The sequence below is a fragment of the Pedobacter steynii genome (genome assembly GCF_900103665.1).
Taxonomy (GTDB): domain Bacteria; phylum Bacteroidota; class Bacteroidia; order Sphingobacteriales; family Sphingobacteriaceae; genus Pedobacter; species Pedobacter steynii.
Map to the genome: position 1 here is coordinate 631,703 of NZ_FNGY01000003.1, position 17,676 is coordinate 649,378.

The 17,676-nt window shown below is 41.3% G+C and carries 14 protein-coding genes; 5 read left to right on the forward strand and 9 right to left on the reverse strand.

Annotation, left to right across the window (positions count from 1 at the left end):
- On the reverse strand, window positions 1-1,428 hold the full coding sequence (locus BLQ87_RS10895; protein WP_074606373.1) for a DUF3526 domain-containing protein: 1,428 nt from the start codon (window positions 1,426-1,428) through the stop codon (window positions 1-3).
- A 77-nt stretch (window positions 1,429-1,505) separates the two neighbouring features.
- Between BLQ87_RS10895 and BLQ87_RS10900 the strand changes: the two genes are divergently transcribed.
- Genes BLQ87_RS10900 through BLQ87_RS10915 form a run of 4 tightly spaced genes read left to right on the forward strand, consistent with a single transcriptional unit; the run spans window position 1,506 to window position 9,283 of the window.
- Window positions 1,506-3,710, forward strand: coding sequence for a peptidase domain-containing ABC transporter (locus BLQ87_RS10900; RefSeq protein WP_074606375.1), 2,205 nt, complete (start codon window positions 1,506-1,508; stop codon window positions 3,708-3,710).
- A gap of 28 nt (window positions 3,711-3,738) precedes the next feature.
- A complete protein-coding gene (locus BLQ87_RS10905) occupies window positions 3,739-6,429 on the forward strand; it encodes a lantibiotic dehydratase (RefSeq protein ID WP_074606377.1) in 2,691 nt (896 codons plus the stop codon).
- A gap of 3 nt (window positions 6,430-6,432) precedes the next feature.
- The gene (locus BLQ87_RS10910; protein WP_074606380.1) at window positions 6,433-7,320 is read left to right on the forward strand and encodes a thiopeptide-type bacteriocin biosynthesis protein; all 888 of its coding nucleotides are present in this window, start codon (window positions 6,433-6,435) and stop codon (window positions 7,318-7,320) included.
- Between the two features lie 16 nt (window positions 7,321-7,336).
- Window positions 7,337-9,283, forward strand: a complete 1,947-nt coding sequence (locus BLQ87_RS10915) for a lanthionine synthetase LanC family protein (RefSeq protein ID WP_172664751.1) — start codon at window positions 7,337-7,339, stop codon at window positions 9,281-9,283.
- A 45-nt stretch (window positions 9,284-9,328) separates the two neighbouring features.
- On the opposite strand, the gene BLQ87_RS10920 is transcribed toward BLQ87_RS10915, so the two are convergent.
- The 3 genes from BLQ87_RS10920 to BLQ87_RS10930 form a co-directional block, all read right to left on the reverse strand.
- A complete protein-coding gene (locus tag BLQ87_RS10920) occupies window positions 9,329-9,523 on the reverse strand; it encodes a pinensin family lanthipeptide (protein ID WP_073233356.1) in 195 nt (64 codons plus the stop codon).
- A gap of 230 nt (window positions 9,524-9,753) precedes the next feature.
- Window positions 9,754-10,062, reverse strand: a complete 309-nt coding sequence (locus tag BLQ87_RS33970; protein ID WP_074606384.1) for a hypothetical protein — start codon at window positions 10,060-10,062, stop codon at window positions 9,754-9,756.
- A gap of 93 nt (window positions 10,063-10,155) precedes the next feature.
- Window positions 10,156-10,851, reverse strand: coding sequence for an alpha/beta hydrolase (locus BLQ87_RS10930; protein WP_074606386.1), 696 nt, complete (start codon window positions 10,849-10,851; stop codon window positions 10,156-10,158).
- Between the two features lie 426 nt (window positions 10,852-11,277).
- On the opposite strand from BLQ87_RS10930, the gene BLQ87_RS10935 reads away from it, so the two are divergent.
- Window positions 11,278-12,039 (forward strand): DUF6266 family protein, encoded by a 762-nt coding sequence (locus BLQ87_RS10935; RefSeq protein ID WP_074606388.1) that lies wholly within the window; start codon window positions 11,278-11,280, stop codon window positions 12,037-12,039.
- Here BLQ87_RS10935 and BLQ87_RS10940 read toward each other — a convergent pair.
- The 5 genes from BLQ87_RS10940 to BLQ87_RS10960 form a co-directional block, all read right to left on the reverse strand.
- Window positions 12,017-12,949, reverse strand: coding sequence for an MBL fold metallo-hydrolase (locus BLQ87_RS10940; RefSeq protein ID WP_074606391.1), 933 nt, complete (start codon window positions 12,947-12,949; stop codon window positions 12,017-12,019). The two genes, BLQ87_RS10935 and BLQ87_RS10940, sit on opposite strands and share 23 nt — an antisense overlap.
- 5 nt (window positions 12,950-12,954) lie before the next feature.
- Window positions 12,955-15,093, reverse strand: a complete 2,139-nt coding sequence (locus BLQ87_RS10945; RefSeq protein ID WP_245723838.1) for a carboxy terminal-processing peptidase — start codon at window positions 15,091-15,093, stop codon at window positions 12,955-12,957.
- 170 nt (window positions 15,094-15,263) lie between these two features.
- Window positions 15,264-15,800: an RNA polymerase sigma factor gene (locus BLQ87_RS10950; RefSeq protein WP_074606394.1), complete on the reverse strand. Its 537-nt coding sequence runs from the start codon at window positions 15,798-15,800 to the stop codon at window positions 15,264-15,266.
- 155 nt (window positions 15,801-15,955) lie between these two features.
- Complete coding sequence (locus BLQ87_RS10955; protein ID WP_074606396.1) at window positions 15,956-16,606, reverse strand: response regulator transcription factor; 651 nt, start codon at window positions 16,604-16,606, stop codon at window positions 15,956-15,958.
- A gap of 89 nt (window positions 16,607-16,695) precedes the next feature.
- Window positions 16,696-17,673, reverse strand: a complete 978-nt coding sequence (locus BLQ87_RS10960; RefSeq protein WP_074606399.1) for a chemotaxis protein CheB — start codon at window positions 17,671-17,673, stop codon at window positions 16,696-16,698.
- Window positions 17,674-17,676 lie beyond the last annotated feature (3 nt).

The following is a 17,676-nucleotide window of genomic DNA, read 5'->3' on the forward strand; positions in this document are numbered from 1 at the left end:
CTAAAACAGTGAAGATTTCGAAACGAAGTGTAAAGACAGGGAGAGCAGCAATACCCAGCAGCAGATGGAAATTATTCCCGTTTTCTGCATCCCGGCAACCTTGGAAAGAGAAGGGAAATCATACTGAAAATCCTTCAGCTGCCGGAAAAATTCCGGACTTGCAATGTAAGCCTGCTGACCTTTCTGAGGATGATTTGCCAGTTCCAGATTTAACTCCCGGATCAATCCGTTCCGGTATTTTTTTGCCTGCATAAAGAAATTCTGATGGTGGAAAAAATCTGTCCCCGACATGGCCATAGAGAGCCGTTTCAAACTGATAAAAGGGTTCAGTAACCCTGCATTATTCAGAAAAGATTGCTGCTGGTTAAAGGTATATTCCAACTCCGCATAGTAATGATCAAACACCTTATTCTGGTAATCTTCATTGTACTGCAGGATTAAGCCATCCGCATTCACTGGCAACTGACTGGCGATAGCTGCTTTATATTTTTTCAGTAAGGCATTCAGGTAATTTTCGGCTCTTTCCTGATAAGGTGGATCACCATTAATACCTTTTAAAAAACCTGCCCTGATATGGTCCTTGAAGGCGGCCCTTGACATTAAAGGATAGCGTTTATCCGCCATTCCTGTTGCTATTTTAGGCAACAAGACACAGCTAAGAAGCCACAGGCTTAAAATCACCATAATCGCAGTTGCTGAGCGCCTGCTCAATACGGATACAAGGACCCCTGTTAAAGTCAGGAGCAGATAGAACAACAAATATCCGGCAACAATGATGAGAAACCGGCCGATTAACGCTGTTCCTGAAGGTACAAAAAACAGGAAGAGCAACACTACTGTAAAAATGGGCAGAACCAGCAGGATCACAAAAAGGTAATTGGCAAAAACCTTCCCCCATACGAGCTGAACTGGTTTTAGTCCTTGAGCCATCAACATTTTAAACGTACCCGATTCCTTTTCAAAAGTCAGGGATGAGGAACTGATAAACAGCAACAATAAAGGAATGAGCAATTGCATGATCATGGCCAGCGTAAAAGAACCGAAACGCATCAGGGCATCATTACTTTCTGCATTGCTGTAATCAACCTCATGCTGCACATGTGCCTCTACCCGATAGGTGGTACCGAAGTAATCATTTAATCCCGGATCAAATGCACTGATCAGATTTAATGGCTTAAAAAGAACAGTCCCGAAATGGGCGGCATCATGTGGATTGGTATGCTGGGCTTTAAACTGATCGCGAAACTTCGCATTGGAAAACTCCCGGCTTTGCTGATCCTGCTGATATTGAAAAACAGTGAGTAAACCACTTACTACAAACAAAGTATAAACGATGACCGCCAATGTACTCATGATGCGGTCCCGGTAAGCCAGCTGGAATTCTTTCCGGACTATCGTCCGTAATGTAGGGAATAAGTTCAAAGACATTTACATAAATTAATTGCATCAAAGTTGCATTATAATTATCATATTTGCAACAGTGTTGTATTTAATACCTTTTGTATATGTACTCTTTTTTTTCTTTCGGCAGGAAGTTTCCTTTTCACAAACAACCAGATGCAATGGACTGCGGGCCTGTCTGCCTGAAGATCATTACGGAGTATTATGGAAAGACTTTCCCTTTGTCACATTTCCGGAAATTATGCAACCTCGGAAAACAGGGAACCACCATGGCCAGTATGATTTCAGCTTCGAAGTCACTGGGCTTTAAGACACTTGCCGCAGAATTACCTTACCTGCAACTGCGGAACAAGGTACCCCTTCCCTGCATCCTTCACTGGGAAAAAGAACATTACGTGGTTTTATACCATATTACTGATAAATACGCCTGGTTATCAGATCCTGCAATGACCAGCAAGCTGAAGATCAAAACCAGTGATTTCCTCCATTCCTGGCGGATAGAAGAAGGTAGTGATATAGGCAGGGTTTTGCTTCTGGAAACCACTCCTGACTTTCAGGAGCAACAAAACGTTCCTGAACAATCCGCTTCTTTATGGTCATTGCTCCCCTACCTCAAATTACATCGCAAAAGTTTAATTCCCATCGGTCTTAGCCTGATTCTTGCCAGTGTTTTCTCTTTAATCATTCCATTACTGACCCAACTGATTGTTGATAAAGGGATAAACGGAAAAAACACCAATCTTCTTTTTCTGATCTGCATCGGCCAGCTCATGTTGTTTTCCGGACGAATGCTCATGGATTTCCTTCGTGCCCGTCTTTTATTCAGGCTGGGAGCCCGAACGAGTATTACGCTGTTAAAAGAGTTTCTTGCGAAGCTGATGCAATTGCCTTTTTCCTTTTTTGACAACCGGCAGGCGGGCGACAATATGCAAAGGGTGAATGATAACCAGCGTGTGGAAGAATTCCTGACCAATTCACTAATCAGCTTTATCCTCTCCCTGATCACCCTCCTTGTCCTGGGTGGAGTATTATGGTACTACAACTGGCAAATTTTTCTGATTTTCCTCGCTGGGGCAACACTCAGTGTCTTATGGTCCAATTCATTTAAGCAAAAAAGAAAAATCATCGACCAGAAGAAATTCAAAGTGCTCTCTGCCAATCAACAGCTTTTGCTGGAGATTTTTTATGCCATGCAGGAGATTAAACTGACGGGCAGTGAAAAAGAAAAACAACAATTATGGGAAGGTTTACAAGACCGTTCTTACGATCTGAAGCTGGAAGCCCTACAACTTGATCAGCTGATGCAAGGTATTGGATACTTCATTAATGAGGTCAAAAATGTTTTCATCACTTATGCTGCTGCCATGCTGGTCATCAATGAACAGGTCACTTTAGGTGGAATGCTGGCCATTACTTATATCTGCGGACAGCTCAATACCCCGATCACACAATTGATAGAATTTGCCAGGGTCTCCCAGAATACAAAATTCAGTCTGCAACGTATGGCAGAAGTTCATCAGGAAATCCCGGAAGATTTTGAGCTCAAAGATCAGTATGTCCCTTCAGGTCCCCGGGACATCATACTAAAGCAACTCAGCTTTCAATATGGGAACCCTCAGGCACCGTTTGTCCTAAAAAACGTAGACCTGTTTATTCCCGCAGGAAAAGTTACCGCCATCGTAGGCATGAGTGGAAGCGGCAAAACAACCCTCATTAAACTCTTACTGAAATTTTATGAGATTAATAAAGGCTCCATCACCGTTGGAGACCAATCTTTAGCTCAGCTTCATGCCAAAGCCTGGAGGGCATCCTGTGGTGTAGTGATGCAGGATGGCTATATTTTTATGGATACCATTGCCAATAACATCTATGCAGGCGCAATTGTCAAAGATGAAAAACGGCTTCATGAAGTAGCCAGAATGGCGAACATGCATGATTTCTTCAGTTCCATGCCTTTCGGTTACCAGACTGTAGTTGGAAGAGATGGGTATGGATTAAGTGAAGGACAAAAACAGCGGCTCCTGATTGCCAGACTGATCTATAGAAATCCATCTTATGTCTTTCTCGACGAAGCCACCAATTCCCTGGATGCCCATAATGAATTGTCCATCGTCAATAACCTGAATGAATTCTTTAAAGGCAAAACTGTATTGATTGTTGCCCATAGGCTAAGCACCGTAAAAAACGCAGATCAGATAGTGGTCCTGAATCAGGGAGCGCTCGTAGAAAAAGGCACACATCAGGAGCTGATTCAACTTAAGGGCAGCTATTACCACCTCATTAAAAATCAATTAGAACTCAGTAAATAATCCATTTCAAAATAAAACCAGAATAAAAATGAGCATTCAGATATTTCCACATTCTTTAGTCAGATATGCTGGTATGGATTACCGGACCTTTGATGATTTTAAGCTGAAAGGAGCAACCGAAATCCTGCAAAAACACCAATACATCCTTCGCGAAAAAGCAAGACTGAAGCTATTGATCTGTGATGGATTATACGACTTAATTACCGCACAGACAACCGATGAAAACAGACAAATTCTGATTAACCTGAAACGACAGATCTATAACAACAAAAAAATAGCGATTCAAAAGCTGGACGAATCAATGGGCTTACTTCCTGTTGCACTCGCGTTAGAATTAAAAAGCTATCTCTTTTTGGAGCAGTCTATCGTGAATTTCCACGATGCTAACCGAACAAACTTTCAACGTCAGCTGACAGGGCAATACAGAAAGCTTCAACAGCTGGCCTTTGCTCCTTCCCTGCAAAATGGACTACTCTTATCCAGCCCGGTTTTATTGGAGCAATTGCCCGGATATCAAAACAGAGAACCAGAGGCATTTCGTCAAAAAGAGCACAGGATAAGTTTTAGTTTGCTACGTTACCTAACCAGAATGTGTTTCAAAACTTCGCCTTTTAGTACTTTTACCTATACCGGAATCATGCAGTTGTCTGGGAAGCAACCCCGGAAACAGGAGCTATTTTCCAAAACCATTGACCATAAAATCAGGCTGAACAACAAACTGTTTGAATATCTAAAATCTGTATTGGTTCATCATCCCCGGATCAATGAACTCATGACTGTCAGGCTCAACGAGACTGCTACAATCAAAGTAGAAAAGATCCATTTCCTGATCAATTTTAACAATATAGAATCCTTTCAGCAATTGCCTGCAACAGGATTACAACTTCTGATCTTTCATTATCTCAGGAAAGAAAAACAAGCACCAACCTTGATTCAGTTAATAGATAAAGTGTCAGAGTCTGTAGAAAATGCCAGTGCGGACCTAATAAAAACCTATCTTTTTAAACTCATTTCTGCTGGATTACTGGAACTAAGTATGGAAACTTCAGGCATCAACCCTAAATGGGATGAAGAACTATTGAAATTTCTCCTGAAAACGACACCTCAAGACGCTGACACCCAACAGCTAATTGGCCTTTTTGAACAATTACAGCAATACAAATCCAGCTATTCGAAGGGAAATACTGCTGAACGAGGCTCAATACTCCGGGCTGCGGAACACCAGCTTGATACAGTTTTAAAAGCATTAGCGCATTCGGCCGGGTTAACCAGCCCTCAAAAAGAAATGGATCAGGTTTCAGAATCCAATCCCAATGCAGCATTTGAAATTCTCAATTTCAAATCGTACCGTTTTTCTGGCAGACAGCTGTTTTACGAAGATTGTTATACCACAGAACCTGAATTTTTAGAGAAAGCCCTGATCACAGATTTCACAAAAAAGGCCGATCAGCTGCTGAGTCACCTGAGCCCGATGGATTTGTTAAAAACCGAACGTCAGAAAATGACCTCTTTTTTCCGGGAACACTATCCTGAAAATACGAAAGTAAAAGTCGCAGATTTTTACCATGCTTATTACTTTCATATAAAAAAGCCCGAGAAAGAAAATGCAGCAACATTGTCTACCAAAAATTCGGGTGAATGGGTAACGGCCCTCAGTCTGAAATTGGCAGATTTAACGCTGAATAAGCCGGATTCCATCCACCTTGATCATCATTTTTTTGAACCTTTATCTACCTGCAAAATAGCAGAAACTCAATATTCCAGGGCACTTTTTGTCCAGTTTTATTTAAAAAAGCAGGATGCTCGTGAAGAAAGTCAGGATGTTATTTTCGGAGTCATCAATTCTGTTCTTCCCGGAATGGGTAAAGTAAGCGGCCGGTTCCTGCCTCTGTTCTCTCCTGAGCTTAGTACTGATTTTCTACGTTATAACTCGCAACTTCATCCGGGAATACTCAAAGCAGAAATCAATGATGCTTCGAGTTTTAATGCCAATATACATCCCTCCTTACTTGACCATGAATTGGCCTTACCCGGAGGGAACAAAAGCTATCCGGAACATCAGCAAATACAAATTGACGACTTGATGGTCAGCTTTAATGAAAAAACCAACTTTCTTAAACTTAGCTATAGAGAAAAAGATATTTACACTTATGACCTATGTCTGGAGTCATTTTATAATCGTTCCAATCTTTACCAGCTAATGGCCCACTTTAACGAAGAAGAAAAGGTATTTTTTCCACAATTTATCAGCCTGGTAGATGCTCACTATCTGGGGCCTGAAGAAGAACAGGTTGGAGAAATTCTCTCCCTCCCCAGAATCACTTATGAAAAAACGGTCATCATCCGAAGAAAAACATGGCGTATAAAGACGGACTCCATACCAGTCCAACAACCATCAGAACCAGATTACGACTATTTCATCAGGATTAATGACTGGCGTCTCGGGCATGAACTTCCAGTCAATATCTTCTTGTTTTTAAGAAAAAAATCTTTCTTCATCAAACCCTCGCTTCAGAAGGACGCAAAAAAAGAAGGATTTAATGATGATTATAAACCTCAGTTTATTTCATTTGAACAACCCTTACTCATCGAATTGTTCAAACGTCTGCTGGCCAGGGCGGGCGATTATGTGGTCGTAGAAGAAATGCTGCCGGAACTCCCAACTGAAAGCCCATCTGAACCTGTTAAAGAATACCTGCTACATTGGTATAAATATTAAACTATGAAAAGTAAGTGGTTTGCGATACATATATATTATCCGGGAAATCTGGATTTGATGCTTCAACAATTGATCCATCCCTTTATCAATAGATTTTTCAAAAATGAATCAGATGGGGCTTACTTCTTTATCCGATACTGGGAAAATGGAAGTCACATCAGATTAAGGATGAAAGTGGATCCTGAAAAACAGGAAATGTTATCTGCAGAGATTAGCAACAGCGTCAATGCATTTTTTTCGCAATACCCGGGTCCGATGCTCCATACCGGTCCGGAAACAGCGTCAGAATCTCCGGGTCATGAGCTGACGTACACCAGTTATGAACCGGAGATAAATCGCTATGGAAATCAGCAAAGTATGCCCTGGGCAGAAGCACATTTCTGCAGCTCATCCGTTTTCATTTTAGACTGGATCAATTCCCGGAAAGACGGATCCTCCGTATTGGTTCAGGCATTAAGTATACACCTGATGTTATTAGCTGCTAGCCAATGGATGTTTCCGAGATTGCTCAGGCTTTGTGACCTCTTTATTGATGGCTGGTTACCCAGATTGTATGATCCTGCAAAAGATCCTGCACTCGAAAAAGGGCTGTGGTTAAAGCAGTTTGAATCTGCTTTTGATCGGGCAAAATCACAAATTCTACCTGCTTCACAGCACTTCTGGGAATCTCTTACCGGGGATACTGCACCGGAAAAAGTCAGTCGTTTTCTACAGGAGAACCTAAAAATCATGAAAAACTATTCTGCAGCAGGATTTGAAGAAGCCAAATTAAACGAGATTGTCAACAGTATGATGCACATGAACAACAACCGGCTGGGCATCTCCAATTATGAAGAGGCATATGGAGTTTATTGCCTCCGACGAGCCTTGGATTATATTGCAAATGCTTAAATCCCATTCATTTTATATGCCATCATTTGATCCTAAACAAACTGAAAAAATCAGAGAACAGGTTCATCGCCTTAACAACGACTTGCTTTCTGCTGCAATCAGAGATGATACCGGCCTCTATTGGCCAAGCCCTTATTATACAAGCGCCGGTCAGTTCTCCTTCAAAGAAACGATCGACATTTTTAACGGAAGTAGTGGAATTGCCTTATATTTTATGGCACTTTTTGAATACTCCGGAAGAAAAGAAGACCTGAAAACGGCAGAAGACATTATACGTAAAGCACTGAAGTCTGAGGAAGTCTTAAAAGCCCGTTCGTTTGGTTTTTATACGGGTATAAGTGGTGTTATGTATGCCTGCATCCGGCTCTATGAATTAAGCGGAAAAAAAAGTTACCTGAATACCGCATTTCGTTTAATCCGAATCAATGAGGAGAATATCATTAACAATACCGTAAAAGCGGATTTTTTAAGTGGATATTCCGGAAGCCTGTTTGTCATTACCTTACTTTATCATCACCTTCAATCCGATGTAATTCTAACCATGATCCGGCAGATGATCACTAGAGTAATTACCGAAGCAAGAATTTCTGAAACCGGATTAAAATGGGACTATGATCGTTCCAAATCTGCCTTTGATAGCCTTACAGGCTTTTCTCATGGGGCCTCCGGCATAGCCTATTCCCTGATGCAGGTGGGGAATTACTTTAAAAATGAGGGCCTGATTCATCTTGCAGAACAAGCTTTGCTATATGAAATGCAATATTTTCACGAGGAATCAGATAACTGGCTGGACCTCCGTCTGGGAAGTTATCGGTTAAGTTTACCTGACGCTCATAGATGGGACCTTAATCTGTTTTTACCGGAGATGAGAAAGGTCAATTCCTGGGCACATGGTGCCGCCGGAATTGGATTAGCCCGATTGTACGCCTGGCAAATCACTGGAAATCCAATGTATCTTGATCAATGTAAAACAGCCTTAAACAGGTGCTTGTCGGATATAGAAAAAATGGACAGAACTGATTTTAGTTTATGCAGTGGTTACGCTGGCATGATCCCTTTTCTTTTAAAATTTCAGGAACTCAGAGGATACGATTTTAACGAACAACTATACGCTGTCGCCAGGCAGGCAAAACATCTATACGAGCAAAAAAACAGTTACAATTCCTATGTTTCCTCCGGTCCATTTGACTACGGACTCTTATCTGGCAAAGCAGGAATCGGTTATATGCTTTTGCAGCTTTTAAATCCGGAGATGACCAGTGCTGTTTATCCGGATTTACCACTAAACACGGCCGGCACGATGGTCGATATTGGTCCTGACAAAAAGCGCATACGCCAGGGCATCTTTTTTCAGTATTACCCTAAAACCATTCAATTACTGGACTGGTCTGAACCTGATTTTACAGCACATTTTTATGCAGAAGATCTCTGCGAATTTGAAGACGTTTTAAATCAGAAAATTAATACTTTACAAGATGCCAAAGACCGGAACATCATGGAGGTCTTTAATTTCGAACACCAAAGAACCAATTGCTGGAAAGCACACAAGGGTTATTTATGCTATGCAAAGAAAAATGAATTCATAAGAAATCAATATGAGCAGTTGTCATTGTTCAGCGATGAAGAATTGTTGGATCTTAAGATGAAATTGGCTGACCATGTGACCTTTCACCTGATCACTCCGGGATGGAGAGCAATCATGGAATTAAAAGAATCTGACCAGGCCGTATTATTTCTCGCTGAAGAATCCGGGCTGAATACGATTTATATTGGTCAGCTACCAAAATTAGTGATCAGCCCGCTGGGCAGAGAAGCCATCAAGGGTAACAAACTGATTAGAGTTATTCTAAATGGCTTTATAGAAAATGATCAACGGACTTCAGCCCTCGATGCGCTAAAGCAGAGACTGATCTCACAAATCAGATCTCTGATCAGGGTTGGAATAATCAGTATTAAAGTATAAACAAGGGGAATCAGAAATCTGCCCCCTTGTTTATTTAGTTTTGAATTAGCACTGAACTGTAGTACAAATCACCTGTTCCGTAGGATGATGATCATCTGTAGGTACAGTATGAGTTGGTTCTGAAACGTTACCCAAACCACCCGATAAACGTTTGGCAACTTCACTATCAATGCTTGTTACAAAGCTCTCTAATTGCAGGTCTTCAAGATTCAACTTGATTTTATCCATTGAATTGTTCATATGTAATAATTTTAAGAATGATGCCTACTATGGTATCGGGTTTTTGGCTTGTCCCCGGTTGCAACAGGACTAAGTTACCTATTTGCAACAAAGTTGCAAAACTTATTTAACTATTTTTTTCACTCTTTTTTATCTTGGTTCAGATCAGCCGAAAGCAATGCGCTGAAAGCTCAAAAAACATATCCATACGTTAAGATATATTTACATATAAATATCATGATATATATTATTTATTTCAATGGGATCACCATATTCCATGAGCGGTCCAGTTGATAAGGCTGATCTCCTGTTCCCGTTGCCGCAAATAAATTTGTCGGAGCGAACATGTGGTAAAGTCCATCTTCTCCCTTTACCACCGAAGGGTCCCAAACCCAATAATCATCCATGGAAAAGCCACCCTTAACGGGAGCAGGAAGCATCCTTTCAGGCAAGGAAAGTTCCGTCAGACTGCGGCCAGATGCAGCATTCTCATTTAGCAAAAAACCTGCTGTGCCGACCGCTGCACATTTGAGAAAAATCCTTCTTGTAAAATTTGCCATGTGATTCTATTTCCCCCTAAAATAAAATACTCCCGGTTTAATACCGCATTTATTGCCATATTAAACCGGGAGTATCACCTGTTAGCCTTTTATTTATCCCACAGCAACTGCAGCCTCTAATATCAATGCCGTCACCTCTTTAGGATGAGAAGCCAATGAAGCATGACTTGCATCCAGATGAATAATTTTTTTCGCATTGATATGCTCCGCCATTTCCTGTTCTGTTTGTGGTGGAATCATATGGTCGTGATCTGAAACCTGATACCAACTCGGTTTACTTTTCCATGCTGGTTTAGTGGTTTGATCAGAGAATCCACTTCCATGAATCGGTTTTTGAGCTAATGACATCACCAATGCTTCATCTTCCTTCAAATCCTGACAGAAAGACTGATGAAACTCATCATATTTAATCCATAAAAAACCATTGCTATCCGGGTAGATACCTGCAGCACCTTTAGGCGCGGCTCTTCTTCCAAAAATACTGCCAAGGCTATCGCCTTCGTCAGGAGCAAAGGCTGCGATATACACCAGGCCTTTTACTTTTTCATGATTTCCAGCTCCCGTGATCACTGCGCCTCCATAGGAATGGCCAACCAGCAGGACGTTGCCTTCCTGCGCATCAATCAGGTCTTTGGTTTTGTTGATGTCATCCTGTAAGGAGGTCAATGGGTTTTGAACTGCCCTTACTTTGTAACCTTCTTTGGTTAAGGCAGGAATAACATGCCCCCAATGTGATCCATCACCCCATGCTCCATGAACCAGGATAATTGTTAGATTTTTGTTACTCATTGTTTTGTTTTTAAAGGTAGATTTGGTGTTTAGTTTAACAGAAACCAAAGAAAAAAGTTTCTGATTTCCGGTTAAATTAAGGTTAACTGTTATACGTTGTCTTTAAACACCAAGTTGAGAGAAATAAGGGAACATTACCTATAAACCAGATTAAGAAAAAACCTTAAGCCAGGTTAAGACTTTCATTTATGATTTTCCCAATGAACATCTGCTTTTAGTCCGTATCAAATACCTTTCATTTCAATTGATTTTCATTTAACTTTTATTAGGTGGTTGATAGGTCGGTCATTGGTTCTCCGGACCTTTAAACGATGTTTCCAAGATCAAAAAACAGTTAATTTTATGCGAACGCAGAAGAACCGGATATGAAAAACATTTCGTAAATTACTAATAATCAATTTAATTAATCACTTAAAAAAAATCAAAATGGGACATTTAAGAAATGGTTTATTTGGCGGATTCCATGGAAAAATCGGCAACCTGGTGGGCTATACCCTGAAAGGGAAATACGTGATCAGAACAATAGGCAGAACTGAAAAACCGCTTACTCCGGCAAGGAAAGCAAACTGCGAAAAGATGAAGGTGGTCAATGAGATCCTGAAGCCTTCCATTCATGCAATCCGGGCAGGGTTTCGTTTGGCAGTTGTCGGAACGGACAAAAACGAGTACAATGAAGCAGTTTCTTACAATAAAAAGAATGCGATTCAGGGCGTATATCCGAACATCAGTCTGGATTATAGCAAAGTATTAATGAGCATAGGAAAGCTCCCTGTGGCAGTGAATCCCTCGATCAGTCAAAACGGGACTGAGATTACCTTTAACTGGGAAATATCAGCCAGTCCGGCAAGCGAGTATCACACCGACCGCACAATGCTGGTGATCTATTTCCCTGATATCAAAGAGACTTGCTGCCAGCTCATCGGGGCAAAAAGAGTCGATGGTAAAGATGTGATTGTGATCGGCCCGGAACATGTTAATCAACGCATGGAGGCTTATATCACCTTTATTAAAGATAATGGAAAACAGATCTCAGACAGCGTACATGCAGGTTCTTTGAATACAAATCCTCCGGCTCCGGCCCGGATAAAAAAGGGAGAAAAGACGATTGATCCACTTCCAGCCCAAATACAAAAAACGGCTGCTTTACTGGTTATTGATTCAAAACTTAAAGCTCCAGGACCTGGTTGAACCTGGCAATGTGAAAGCTATTCTTAAGTACAGTTTTTGTTTGCGGGCTTTTTGGGTCCAGCAGGGGATTGGTATGGTTAAGGTGGATGAAATAGATTTTATCTTTCTCGGATTTAGGAAGCGATTCAAACAGTTTCATGCTTTCCACCACAAAAGGGTGCGGAATTTCTGAAATCGGTCGGTTGTTGATTTCCTTTGCATCGTAAAAGGTTGCATCGATCAGCGCATAGTCTACTTTTTTTATTTCCTCAACGATACTTTTATCCCATTTCGACCATTTGTCGATATCCGGAATAAACAAGGCTTTTTTATGAGGGCCTTCAATCAGGTACCCAACAGTTTCAGAATACTCATCCCGGTGCGGCACCTTAAATGCCTTCACCTTTACATTGGGAGAAAGGATGATCTCCTTTGCTTCTTCGATAGGCCTGATCTGAATATTGTTCAGGCCAACCAACTGGCTCCATGGCCCGCTGCTTTCCAAAAACTGCTTCATTTTCGGCATGGCATAAACAGGAACACTTTTAGCATTGAGGGCTTCCCTGCCCAGGTACATTAAACCGGTATAATGACCAATATGCGCATGGGTAATGAAAATTCCATCGGGAACCTCCTTATTGCTGAATAAGGAAAGGTTCTTCAGGAGTTTTGTCTGCGCAGGAAAATCCGGTGTCGGATCAAACAGCCAGTTCAATTTATACTCCGGATCAATCAGCCCCAGGGAAGCAACTTTCCTGGTTTTATCCGGATTTCTAAACAATTCTTTGCAGCAGGACTTCGTGCAGCCAATATGAGGAGATCCGCCATCCTGAACATTCCCCAATACGATTAATGAAGGTCCATTCTGCTGTCCTTCCGCTTTAAAACAGCTCATCAGGCCTAACAAAAGCAGGCCGCTTAATACTTTCATCAGGGTTATGCTTTTTTGTTTGCAGCAGCAAGCCCCATGAAGTCGGCCATTACTTTAACAGATTCATCTTCTATAAAATCAAAAGCGTCCTCTTTAGTTGCTTTATCCCCTTTTTTCAATGCAGGAAGGCCTCTGAAACTTCTTAACTCGTTTCTTCTGGTAAAGCTTTCGGCCTCTTGTGCATCACGCTCTTTCTTCAGTTTAGTTTCATTTAAAGTCACAGACCTTTCCTTGTTCCGTTTTTTTGCATCGGCGAGGTTTTGCTTGAAATACTTGAAGTATAACGATTCCGCCATGCGTTTTTCGCTTCTTTTGATCAGTTCAGCCTTGATGGCAGAAAGGTTGCTCAGTGGCTGAAATCCAGCACTATTGATCACATCCCAGGATAAGGCAGAAGGCTGACTGCTTTCGCCTATTTTATCCGTCTGGTATCTGGAAGGAAACATCACATCCGGGTTCACCCCTTTCAACTGTGTACTGCTTCCGGTAATCCGGTAATATTTATCCATGGTCAGGTTGATCTGTCCCAGATTTATCGCTTCAGGGCTTGCTGCTTTCTTCTGACTGGCATCAACCTGGTTGATTAAGCCTGCCATTTTTTTCAGCACCTCAGGATTTACCAGCCTGTTTAAGTCAATCACAGACTGCACAGTTCCCTTACCGTAAGTCTGACTTCCCATCACAATACCGCGGTCATAATCCTGAATCACTCCTGTGAAAATTTCCGAAGAGGAAGCACTGGAACGGTCTACGATCACACCCAATGGCCCGGTCCAGGAAAGCTCATTTCCGCTTAAGGTTTCAACCCTGGTCTTACCGCTTAAATTCTTCACCTGAACAATTGGTCCTTTATCAATAAATAAGCCGGCTAAAGAAACCGCTTCCAATAAAGCTCCGCCCCCATTTCCACGCAAATCCATCACGATCCCGTCTACCTTATCCTGATTTTTAAGGGTATCGATCAGTAATTTCACATCGCGTGTGGTACTTTTAAAATTCTTATCTCCGGATCTTGCCGCCTCAAAATCAAGATAAAAGGCCGGAACATAGATGACACCTACTTTATAGTCTTTTCCATTGTTATGGACTGTTTTCACACTTTTCTGTGCAGACTGTGCCTGCTGAATCACTTTTTCACGAAGCAATTCCACGATTACCGGTTCAGAAGACAATTCTCTGCCATCAGGAATGACCTTGAGGCGGACTTTTGTTCCTTTAGCTCCTTTAATCTTGGAAATACTTACATCTAAGCGCCAGCCCACGATACTCTCAAACGGCCCATCGCCCTGAGCTACCGCCACGATCCGGTCGCCGGCACTCAATTTCTTTCCTTTAGCTGCAGGACCTCCGGGAACAATACTTACGATTTTAGGCACTTCGTTCTCGATCATTAATAAGGCACCAATGCCGACTATTGAACGCGACATTTCCTCATTAAAAGCTTTCGCATTGGAGGCGTTAAAATAATTCGTGTGCGGGTCTAATGAGGCGGTTAGTGCATCCATCAGCATTTGAAAGACGTCCTGATTGTTCACCTTGGCAACCTGAGTTTTTAAATCCAGGTAATTTTTGCTTACCGTTTCTATGCTTTTTGCCGGTGCTGAACCTGCAAGGTTCAAATTGATCAGTTCATATTTAACCCTTTTTTTCCAGGTGTCATTTAATTCCATTGCTGAAGCAGGCCAGGCTAATTTTGAGCGGTCGTAAACATAGGTATCATTCTGACCGAAATTCATCGTTGTTTTCAGCTGAGCTACGGCATAGTCAAGACGTTCATTCAGCCTTTTAGCGTACATGTTGTAAATGTAAAAAGGAGCGGTTAAATCTCCGTTTTTAAAATCATCATCCAGCTGATACCTGTACTTTTCGAAGTCTTTGATATCTGAACTCAGGAAATAATTTTTCCCCTGATCTAAGGTTTTAATGTACTGATCCAAAACGATGGAAGAGATCGAATCATTCACCTTTATCTTTTTATAATTGTAGTTTTCAATCAATGCAACCACCTCTTTGATCACGAATTGCTGCTGTATATCTGGCTTAATATTCTTTACTCCATCCACAAGGGGTTGCGTTTTTGGTGCCGCTGCCTGACAAGCAAGCACAGCCGTAGTGAAAAACACAAATGATAACCTTCCTAACATTTTCTTAAATAATTTAAAATTCAACTCTATTTTACTGACCTCAATACGTATCATTATATTTTTCAAATTCTTTGCGAATAACCGGAACAACTGGTTTTTTCTTAATTTATCTCCTAATATACTAAAAAAGACAATCCGGATATTCAGGCCAATCTCTTGTATCAATAATTTTAGAGTGAATCTTCCTGCTTTCGGAACTCCTCCCGATACATTTTCAAATCACTTTTCAGGCTTCCTCTGGCGATGTGAATCCTAGTTTTCACGGTTCCAATGGGGATGTTTAGTTCTTTGGCGATTTCGTGGTATTTATAGCCTTCAAAATAACGGACAAAGGGAATATAATATTGGGGTTGTAAGTTTTTCAATGCCGCATGGATGTCGTCCATCATACACTTCCCCAGTCCCATGTTAACTGTTGCCTTTATCCCCGAACGGAAAGAAATGTCTGTCTGATCATCGATGATCTTTTTAATCAATTTTTTCTTCCGATAACTATTGAGAAAAGTATTTTTCAGGATCATGAAAAGCCAGGCTTTCAGATTTGTTCCTTTTTTAAATTTTTTAGCATACCGGATGGCTTTTAGAAAAGTATCCTGAACAAGGTCATCAGCATCCTCGACATTGTGCGTATAGGACATTGCAAAGGACCATAAGTTTTCTTTGAAACTACACAATTCAAAATTGAAATCTGGAGATAATGTTTTCATGGGGGCTTAGTTTAGTGCAGGGAAAAACATCAAACCTTATGCCGTCAGGCCATAATCAACTCAATACCAGTATATATTCACTGTAAACCAGTAATAATTTTCAGTAACCCGTATTTATTCAAAAAATAATGCACTAAGGACGGTCTTAACCAGAATTATTGAATCACACCGTTAAGGACAGCATAACGGATTAGTGCGGCTGTATTGCGTGCTCCTGTTTTTTCGATCAGGCTCTGACGGTGCCCTTCGACCGTTCTTTTGCTGATAAACAACTGTTCAGACATCTCATTATTGGTCAGCCCCTCGGCGATGAGGTGCAGTACTTCGATTTCCCGGAGAGAAAATTCTATACTTACTTTGGTATCAGAAACGGAATGATACCCATTAAGCATCAATTTGTCCAGCATGCGAATGGACAGCTCCGAGCACAAATATTTCCCACCGGTACCTACGTGTTTCAAAGAAAAGATCAATTCATCCGCACTCACACTTTTAAGCAGGTATCCCGAAGCCCCTTCTGTAAAAGCCTGGGCAACATACTTTTCATTGTCATGCATGGAAAGCATCATGACATAGGTTTCCGGTTTGAGCAGCTTCATCTCTTTTAACAGCATCATCCCATCCATTCCTGGCATGTTAATATCAGCGAGAACCACATCCACCTGTTGTCCGCTGGCAACGTACTCCAGAACCTCGATTCCATTCACTGCTTCGGCAGCGATATTGATATCCTGATCTGTTTCTAACAACATCCTGATGCCATTACGCACAATGTTGTGATCTTCTGCTAATAACACCTGTAACATTCCAGCTGATTTAAATTGCCAATTGTTTGAATAGATAAACGAGAAAGTGGATATTTAAGTTTTTAATATTCATCATTTTATTTGATTTTTTACCTATTTTTTTCCAAATCAATTAATATTTTTTTCAAACGGTCAATATGAATGCTTATTTGAGCTATTCTTTCCGTTCTGGTTTCTTCATGGAGTACAACGATGCTTTTCAATAGATTTTTACGCTCTTCCATCATCCGGACGGCAATCCAAATGGATTCTTCCAGCCCTTTAACCTGTTCTAATTCCAGAATGCGCTCCGTGAAGGAATGCCCGGTATAACACCTGTACCTGGAAATCTGATCACTTTCAACTTTTACAAGAATGCCACCACAATCCGGACAAGTCATGGAGGTTACAGGGCCCAATTTCTCCAGATCCTCTACATTACTGCTCATTCTCAGGCTAATCTCTGCTTCGAGTTTTACATCCTCCGGAACCTCCCCAGCAGCACAGGTTGATCTGGAAAATAAATCGGAGAGAATATAGCCCATTTCGTTAATTGACACCTTATAATCTACAACGATACTTTTCAATACACTTTCCGGCATATCCGGAAACTCAGCTTCTTTGGGGTCTTGCACCATACATTTCCCCCCACTTCTCTTGATTGCAGACATGCCCGAAGTGCCATCATCCAGCAGGCCTGTTAATATAATTCCGGTCACACAAGAATTGTAAGCCGCTGCAGCGGAACGAAAAAGCACATCTATTGAGGGTCTCCAATGGTTATCAAAAGCACCTCTTTTTACGCTGATTTTTCCCTTTCCCAGCATCATATGCTGATCTGCAGGGGCCAGATAAACCCGGCCATTTTGAATTTCTTCACCATCAACGGGAAGGATGCACTTTAACTCCGTTTGTTTCTGAATCTGTCCCAGGATAATTTCCGTTAAAGAGTTTCTGGAAATATGGATGACTATAAATACTGCGGCATCAAAATTTTTCTTAAAACCAGCAACAAGTTTAGAAACCGCAGCAATCCCACCTGCCGAAGCGCCGATGGTGATGATGTTCCTGACTTCATTTTTAAGCATAAC

Bases quoted from the DNA above. Each gene is read 5' to 3' on its own strand.
- BLQ87_RS10895 (WP_074606373.1), bottom strand. From the start codon at position 1,428: ATGTCTTTGAACTTATTCCCTACATTACGGACGATAGTCCGGAAAGAA.
- BLQ87_RS10900 (WP_074606375.1), top strand. From the start codon at position 1,506: ATGTACTCTTTTTTTTCTTTCGGCAGGAAGTTTCCTTTTCACAAACAA.
- BLQ87_RS10905 (WP_074606377.1), top strand. From the start codon at position 3,739: ATGAGCATTCAGATATTTCCACATTCTTTAGTCAGATATGCTGGTATG.
- BLQ87_RS10910 (WP_074606380.1), top strand. From the start codon at position 6,433: ATGAAAAGTAAGTGGTTTGCGATACATATATATTATCCGGGAAATCTG.
- BLQ87_RS10915 (WP_172664751.1), top strand. From the start codon at position 7,337: ATGCCATCATTTGATCCTAAACAAACTGAAAAAATCAGAGAACAGGTT.
- BLQ87_RS10920 (WP_073233356.1), bottom strand. From the start codon at position 9,523: ATGAACAATTCAATGGATAAAATCAAGTTGAATCTTGAAGACCTGCAA.
- BLQ87_RS33970 (WP_074606384.1), bottom strand. From the start codon at position 10,062: ATGGCAAATTTTACAAGAAGGATTTTTCTCAAATGTGCAGCGGTCGGC.
- BLQ87_RS10930 (WP_074606386.1), bottom strand. From the start codon at position 10,851: ATGAGTAACAAAAATCTAACAATTATCCTGGTTCATGGAGCATGGGGT.
- BLQ87_RS10935 (WP_074606388.1), top strand. From the start codon at position 11,278: ATGGGACATTTAAGAAATGGTTTATTTGGCGGATTCCATGGAAAAATC.
- BLQ87_RS10940 (WP_074606391.1), bottom strand. From the start codon at position 12,949: ATGAAAGTATTAAGCGGCCTGCTTTTGTTAGGCCTGATGAGCTGTTTT.
- BLQ87_RS10945 (WP_245723838.1), bottom strand. From the start codon at position 15,093: ATGTTAGGAAGGTTATCATTTGTGTTTTTCACTACGGCTGTGCTTGCT.
- BLQ87_RS10950 (WP_074606394.1), bottom strand. From the start codon at position 15,800: ATGAAAACATTATCTCCAGATTTCAATTTTGAATTGTGTAGTTTCAAA.
- BLQ87_RS10955 (WP_074606396.1), bottom strand. From the start codon at position 16,606: ATGTTACAGGTGTTATTAGCAGAAGATCACAACATTGTGCGTAATGGC.
- BLQ87_RS10960 (WP_074606399.1), bottom strand. From the start codon at position 17,673: ATGCTTAAAAATGAAGTCAGGAACATCATCACCATCGGCGCTTCGGCA.